At 71.9% G+C, this 5,562-nt stretch carries 7 protein-coding genes; 4 read left to right on the forward strand and 3 right to left on the reverse strand.

Annotated features, from left to right (window positions below):
• Positions 1-92 precede the first annotated feature (92 nt).
• Together Ato02nite_RS50535 and Ato02nite_RS50540 are read right to left on the reverse strand one after the other, a co-directional pair.
• Positions 93-914, reverse strand: coding sequence for an alpha/beta fold hydrolase (locus tag Ato02nite_RS50535; RefSeq protein ID WP_246608255.1), 822 nt, complete (start codon positions 912-914; stop codon positions 93-95).
• Positions 915-960: 46 nt separating this feature from the next.
• On the reverse strand, positions 961-1,899 hold the full coding sequence (locus Ato02nite_RS50540) for an NADP-dependent oxidoreductase (RefSeq protein ID WP_213013898.1): 939 nt from the start codon (positions 1,897-1,899) through the stop codon (positions 961-963).
• Positions 1,900-2,001: 102 nt separating this feature from the next.
• Here Ato02nite_RS50540 and Ato02nite_RS50545 point away from each other — a divergent pair, with 102 nt between their 5' ends.
• Positions 2,002-2,598: a TetR/AcrR family transcriptional regulator gene (locus tag Ato02nite_RS50545; RefSeq protein WP_213013899.1), complete on the forward strand. Its 597-nt coding sequence runs from the start codon at positions 2,002-2,004 to the stop codon at positions 2,596-2,598.
• A 115-nt stretch (positions 2,599-2,713) separates the two neighbouring features.
• On the opposite strand, the gene Ato02nite_RS50550 is transcribed toward Ato02nite_RS50545, so the two are convergent.
• Positions 2,714-3,427 (reverse strand): hypothetical protein, encoded by a 714-nt coding sequence (locus Ato02nite_RS50550; protein WP_213013900.1) that lies wholly within the window; start codon positions 3,425-3,427, stop codon positions 2,714-2,716.
• A gap of 193 nt (positions 3,428-3,620) precedes the next feature.
• Between Ato02nite_RS50550 and Ato02nite_RS50555 the strand changes: the two genes are divergently transcribed.
• The 3 genes from Ato02nite_RS50555 (at position 3,621) to Ato02nite_RS50565 (ending at position 5,539) form a co-directional block, all read left to right on the forward strand.
• Positions 3,621-4,157, forward strand: a complete 537-nt coding sequence (locus Ato02nite_RS50555; protein WP_213013901.1) for a sigma-70 family RNA polymerase sigma factor — start codon at positions 3,621-3,623, stop codon at positions 4,155-4,157.
• Complete coding sequence (locus Ato02nite_RS50560; RefSeq protein WP_213013902.1) at positions 4,154-4,870, forward strand: anti-sigma factor family protein; 717 nt, start codon at positions 4,154-4,156, stop codon at positions 4,868-4,870. Before Ato02nite_RS50555 ends, Ato02nite_RS50560 begins: the two co-directional genes overlap by 4 nt.
• 69 nt (positions 4,871-4,939) lie before the next feature.
• Positions 4,940-5,539 carry a YbhB/YbcL family Raf kinase inhibitor-like protein gene (locus Ato02nite_RS50565; protein WP_213013903.1) on the forward strand — a complete coding sequence of 200 codons (600 nt, stop codon included), beginning with the start codon at positions 4,940-4,942 and terminating at the stop codon, positions 5,537-5,539.
• Positions 5,540-5,562 lie beyond the last annotated feature (23 nt).

The raw sequence follows: 5,562 nt of genomic DNA on the forward strand, positions 1-5,562 counted from the left end.
CACCGCAATGCCGGGCCACCGGGCCACCGCACTGCCGGCCACCGCGCCGCAGACCGTCATCCGCAAGCCGCCAGGCCGCCGGGCGGGCGGGGTTAAATCCACTCCAGGGCTGGTACGGCGGTGGGTGGCAGGACCGAGATGTGGCCGGCGCCGTCCACCAGGCGCAAGGTCGAGCCGGGGATGTGCGCGGCCAGCCAGGAGCTGTGGGCGGCCGGGACTACCAGGTCGCCGGTGCCGTGGGCCAGCAGCACCCGTGCGGTGATCGTCGCCGGGTCGAAGCCCCACGGGTTCACGTAGCTGAGGTCGTCGTCGATCAGCGGGGCCGGGCCGGCGGCCACGGCCGGTTCGACGACGCTGCCGAACCAGCCCCACTCCCCCTCCAGGGCCGTCCAGTCGGCGGGCAGGAAGTCCGGGGCGGTGCCGGTGTTCGCCTTTTCGTGCAGCTCCTTGGCCTCGCGGCCGGCCACCGATGCGCGCAGCCCGGCCTCGCCGGCCGGGCCTATTCCGGCGAACCAGTCCAGACCGTCGGCGTCGAACGGTGCGAGGCCGGAGATCGACACGGCGGCGGTGACCCGATCGGGCAGTAGGGCGGCGCAGGCCAGCGCGCACGGCCCGCCGCCGGAATGGCCCAGCGTCGCGAACTCGCCGACGCCCAGCGCGTCGGCGACCGCGGCGGCATCCCCGCCGGTGGACGCGATGTCCCGGCCGGGGTTCGGGGTCGAGCCGCCGTAGCCGGGGCGGTCGTAGGAGATGAAGCGGATGCCGAGCCGGTCGGCCGCGGCGAACAGCGGTGCGGGCGGGGAACCGATGTTCGGTGTGCCGTGATGCCACATGACGACTCGGTCGCCGGCGCCCCGGGAGTAGCCGCGCAGGGTCCGCCCGTCGCTCGTGCGGAGATCGACTTCGGTTATCACCACGGCAGACTACGGCCGTGCGGGGGCGCGCGTGTGCCCCCGCTTCTCATGAAAGGTCGACCACTACCTTGCCGTGTGCGTGCCGGCCGGCCTGGAGCTCGGCCGCGGTGCGGATCTGCTCGATCGGGAAGGTCGCCGCGATGGGGACCCGTAGCCGGCCCGCCGCGATCAGGCGGGCGATCTCCTCCAGGGCGCCGGGGGCGGCGTTGGCTCCGTTGGCCGCCGTGACCCCGTCGATCTGGGCGGCGATGGTGCAGATGCGCTCGTCGGGGACGTCGAGTTCCCTCGCGGCGTGGACCGTCTCCGTGCCGTGCAGGTCGATCGCGGCGGTGACCCGACCGGCGGCCAGGGCCCGGACCCGGTCGGCCAGGCCGTCGCCGTAGGTGACCGGCTCGGCCCCCAGGTCGCGCAGGAACTCGGACGATGTTGCCGATCCGGTCCCGATCACCCGGGCCCCGGCCAGCCGGGCCAGCTGGACCGCGAACACGCCGACCCCGCCCGCCGCGCCGCCGATCAGCACCGTGTCGGCCGGGCCGGGGTTGATCACGGCCAGGGCGGCGGCTGCCGTGCGGCCCGCTATCGCGAGGGTCGCGGCGGTGCGGTCGTCGACGCCGTGGGGGGTGTGGTGGGCCTCGTTCGCCGCGATGCCCGCGGCCGCGTCCACCACCACGAAGTCGGCGACCGCTCGGGACAGGGCGCCACCGAAGACCGGGTCGCCGGGGGCGAACCCGGTCACCCCCGCACCGGCCTGGTCCACCACTCCCGCGTAGTCGGTGCCGAACCCGGCCGGCAGGCTCAGGCCGAACCGGGCGGCGGTGCCCGCGTCGGCGGTCATGATCCAGTCCATCGGGTTCAGGCCGGCCGCGGTGACCCGCACTCGGATCTGCCCCGGGCCGGCCTGCGGTGCGGGTACCTCGCGGATGTTCAGGACCTCGGGGCCGCCGAATGAATCGAGGCGGACCATCCTGCTCGTGCTTGTCGGCATCTGACCGCTCCACTCCCGCAGTTAAACGGACTATGCTCCGTTTGCATCAGCGAACCTAGCACAACCGGAGCGTGATCCGTTTTGACCGAGGCGGAGACCCGCGTGCCGCGCGCGGACGCGACCCGCAATCGCGAACAGCTGCTCGCGGTCGCGACCCGCGTGTTCATGTCGGCCGACACCGAGCCGTCGATGCGGGCCATCGCCCGCGAGGCCGGTGTCGGCATCGGCACGCTCTACCGGCACTTCCCCACCCGCGAGTCGCTGGTCGACGCGGTCTACCGGGACCAGGTCGTGCGGCTCACGACCGGGGCCCACGAGCTGCTCGGCGGGCTGCCCCCGGCCGCCGCGATGCGGCGCTGGATGGACCTGTTCGGGGACTGGATCGCGGCCAAGAACGGCATGCTCGACACGCTGCTCTCGATGATCCGGTCGGGTGAGATCGCCCATGACCGGACCCGGGCCGAGCTGCTGACGGCCATCACCACGATCCTCGACGCCGGCCGTGTGGCCGGTGACCTCCGCCCCGACGTCACCGCCGAGGACGTCGCCGCCGCCCTGATCGGCATCTTCACCGTCGCCCCCAAGCCGGAGCGCGAGGCAGATGCCGGCCGGCTGCTGAACCTCCTGATGGACGGCCTCCGGCCACCGGCGGAGCAGCCGGCGCGGGTGACCACCGGGGCCGGGCCGGAAGCCGGGTGATCGGCCGGACCACCGACCGGCCGGGCCGATTCGCACGGGACGTCTTCGGTGCGCGTACCGAAAAATGACCCGCCCGGCAGCTTGCGAAGCTGCCGGGCGGACCCCCGATGGTTTTTCAGCTGGTGGGGCTGGTCAGCGGGAAGCCGGGAACGGCCTTGGTCTTGCCGCCGGTGGGGGCGATGGCGAACCACTTGCCGTTGACGCCCTGGCCGTTGATGTCGCCGGGTTTCGCGTCGGCGATGAAGTAGTAGACCGGCCAGCCGTTGATCGTCACCTGGCAGTGGCCGTCGGCGCGTTCGACGTAGCCGATGATCTTCGGGTCGATGCCCTTCGGGAAGATCTTGCCGGGCGACTTGATCAGCAGCGGGGGCCAGGCGGTGGCGCACGAACCGTTGCAGGTCGACTTCGGCGGCTTGCGGTTGTCGTTGTCGAAGCGGTAAAGCGTGCGGCCGGCGCCGTCGGTGACGTAGGTGCCGATCTGCTCGTTCAGCGTCGCGTTCAGCTCCACCGTGTTGCTGCCCTTGGCCTTGTCGGCGTTGGGCTTGACGTCCTTGTCGGACGGGCCGCTGAAGATCTTGACCCACTTCTGGGTCTTGGCGACGGTGGGCGCGGCGTCGGGGGCCTGCGCGGCCTGGCCCGACGGTTCCGGCACCGCGGCGAGGTCGGCCGGGGTGCTCGTGGGCGTCGGGGCGACCGTCCTGGTCTCGGCGATCGGGAGCTGCTTCGCGATCAGGTCGTCCGAGGAATCCGACTGGCTGCCGCAGGCCGCCAGGAATGCCAGGCCGGCCAGTCCGACCGCTGCCTTCGTCGTCCTGCTGAGCGTCGTCATGGCTTCCCTCTCTTCGCTGGTGTCATCCACACGACGCCCGCGCGAGAGTGGTTCACCCGGCCGTGCCACTTTGCCAAGATCTTTGATCCGGGCGGGCTACCTGCACGTATCTCAAGTAGCTGCGGCACAGTACGTTCGTCGATGTCGGACCGGATCGGCGCAACCACAAGTGCCGCGGACAAAGAGAGACGCGATGCCGTCGACAAGGAGCAGACCCCGCCGGGAGGTGGCCGATGAGGCACTGGTCAGATCGTTGTTCCAGGAGCACGGACGAGCCATGCTCGCGTACGCGACGCAGCTGACCCGGGACCGCGCCGCCGCGGAGGACGTCGTCCAGGAAGCCCTGGTGCGTGCCTGGCGGCATCCGGACAGCCTGGACAGCGGCAAGGGATCGGTGCGCGGCTGGCTGCTCACCGTCGTCCGCAACATCGTGCTGGACCAGATCCGGGCCCGCAACCGCAGGCCGCCGGAGGTGCGCGAGTCGCCCCCGGACGCCGCGGTGGAGGGCGACCACGCCGATCAGGTGGTCAACTCGATGGTGGTGGTCGACGCGCTCAGCACCCTCTCCGATGAGCATCGGGCCGTGCTCGAACAGGTCTACCTGCGCGGCAGCACGGTCTCCGAGGCAGCCGAGGTGCTCGGCATCCCGCCGGGAACGGTGAAGTCCCGGTCCTACTACGCATTGCGGGCCCTACGCGAGGCCGGCGGCAGAGAACGGTTGGCATCATGAGCACGCCCGAGAGCACCAACCCGACCAACGACCACGTCGACATGGCCGGGTACCTGATGGAGATGCTCACCCCCGGCGAGAAGCGCCGGGCCGACGAGCACCTGTCCTCCTGCGCCGCCTGCCGCGAGGAGATCGAGTCGCTGCAGGAGTGGTCGACGGCGCTGCGGGAGATCCCCGACGAGATGCTGCTCGACGGCCCGCCGGAGGACGCCGACCTGCTGCTGCAGCGCACGCTGCGCCAGGTGCGGCAGGAATCGAACGGCGGCCGGCTGCGCCGCCTGGCCGTCCTGACCACGGCCGCGGCCGCGGTGGTCGCGGTGGCGATCGGCGGCGGGGTCATTCTCGGACGGGGTACGGCGCCGACCGGCACCCCGCAGGCGCAGGGGTCCTCGGCCTCCGTGGCACCGGGCACGCAGGCCGTGTCGGCGGTCGACGCGGGCACCGGCGCGCGCATCGACGCGACCGTGATCCCGGCGGCCGGCTGGGTGCGGCTGACCGCCACGGTCGGCGGCATCCCGGCCGGTGAACGCTGCCGCCTCGAGGTGGTCGGCAAGAACGGCGAGCCGATCCTGGCCGGCAGCTGGCTGGTCTCCGACGCCGGCGAGGCGAACGGTACGACCCTGAACGGCAGCGCCCTGATCGACCCGGCCGAGGTGGCCTCGGTGCGGGTGGTCAACATGGCCGGCAAGCAGTACGTCAGCGTAGACGTCTGATCATCCGATTGAAGTAGATCGACCCCGGGGAGCAGAATCTCGGCATTCGATGATTCATGGGGGTCGATCATGAACCGTATCTCTCGCCGTCTCGCCGTGGTGCTCGCGGCCGTCCTCGTCTTCGTGGGGGCCGCGGCCGGCGCGTCTGCGGCCACCGTCCTGCACTTCGGTTTCCAGAAGGTGCGTAGCGGGCTGCCCAGCAATGTCGGTCACTTCAAGCTCACCAGCACCGACCTGCGGGCCAACCGGCCGATCCCGGCTCCGTTCTGGGGCTGCGACGACGCCGGGCTCTCGCCGCAGCTCTCGTGGCGGGGTGCGCCGGCCGGCACGAAGAGTTTCGCCGTCACGCTCTTCGACCCGGACGCGCCCACCGGCAGCGGCTTCTGGCACTGGCAGGCCTGGGACATCCCGGCCTCGACGACGTCCCTGCCGACCGGCGCGGTGCTGCCGGCCGGGGCGGTGAACGGCACCAACGACGGCGGTGGCACCGGCTACACCGGACCGTGCCCGCCGACCGGGGACATCACCCACCGGTACCAGTTCACCGTGGTGGCGCTGAGCATCCCGACGCTGGAGCTGCCGGCCGGCACGTCGCAGGCGGTGGTGGGGTACGTCATCGGGCACAACGCCCTCGCCTCGGCGACCTTCACCGCGACCGCCCAGCAGTAAGGCCTAGGTGTACTGCCCATGGA

The organism is Paractinoplanes toevensis, from assembly GCF_018332695.1.
Classification (GTDB): Bacteria; Actinomycetota; Actinomycetes; order Mycobacteriales; family Micromonosporaceae; genus Actinoplanes; species Actinoplanes toevensis.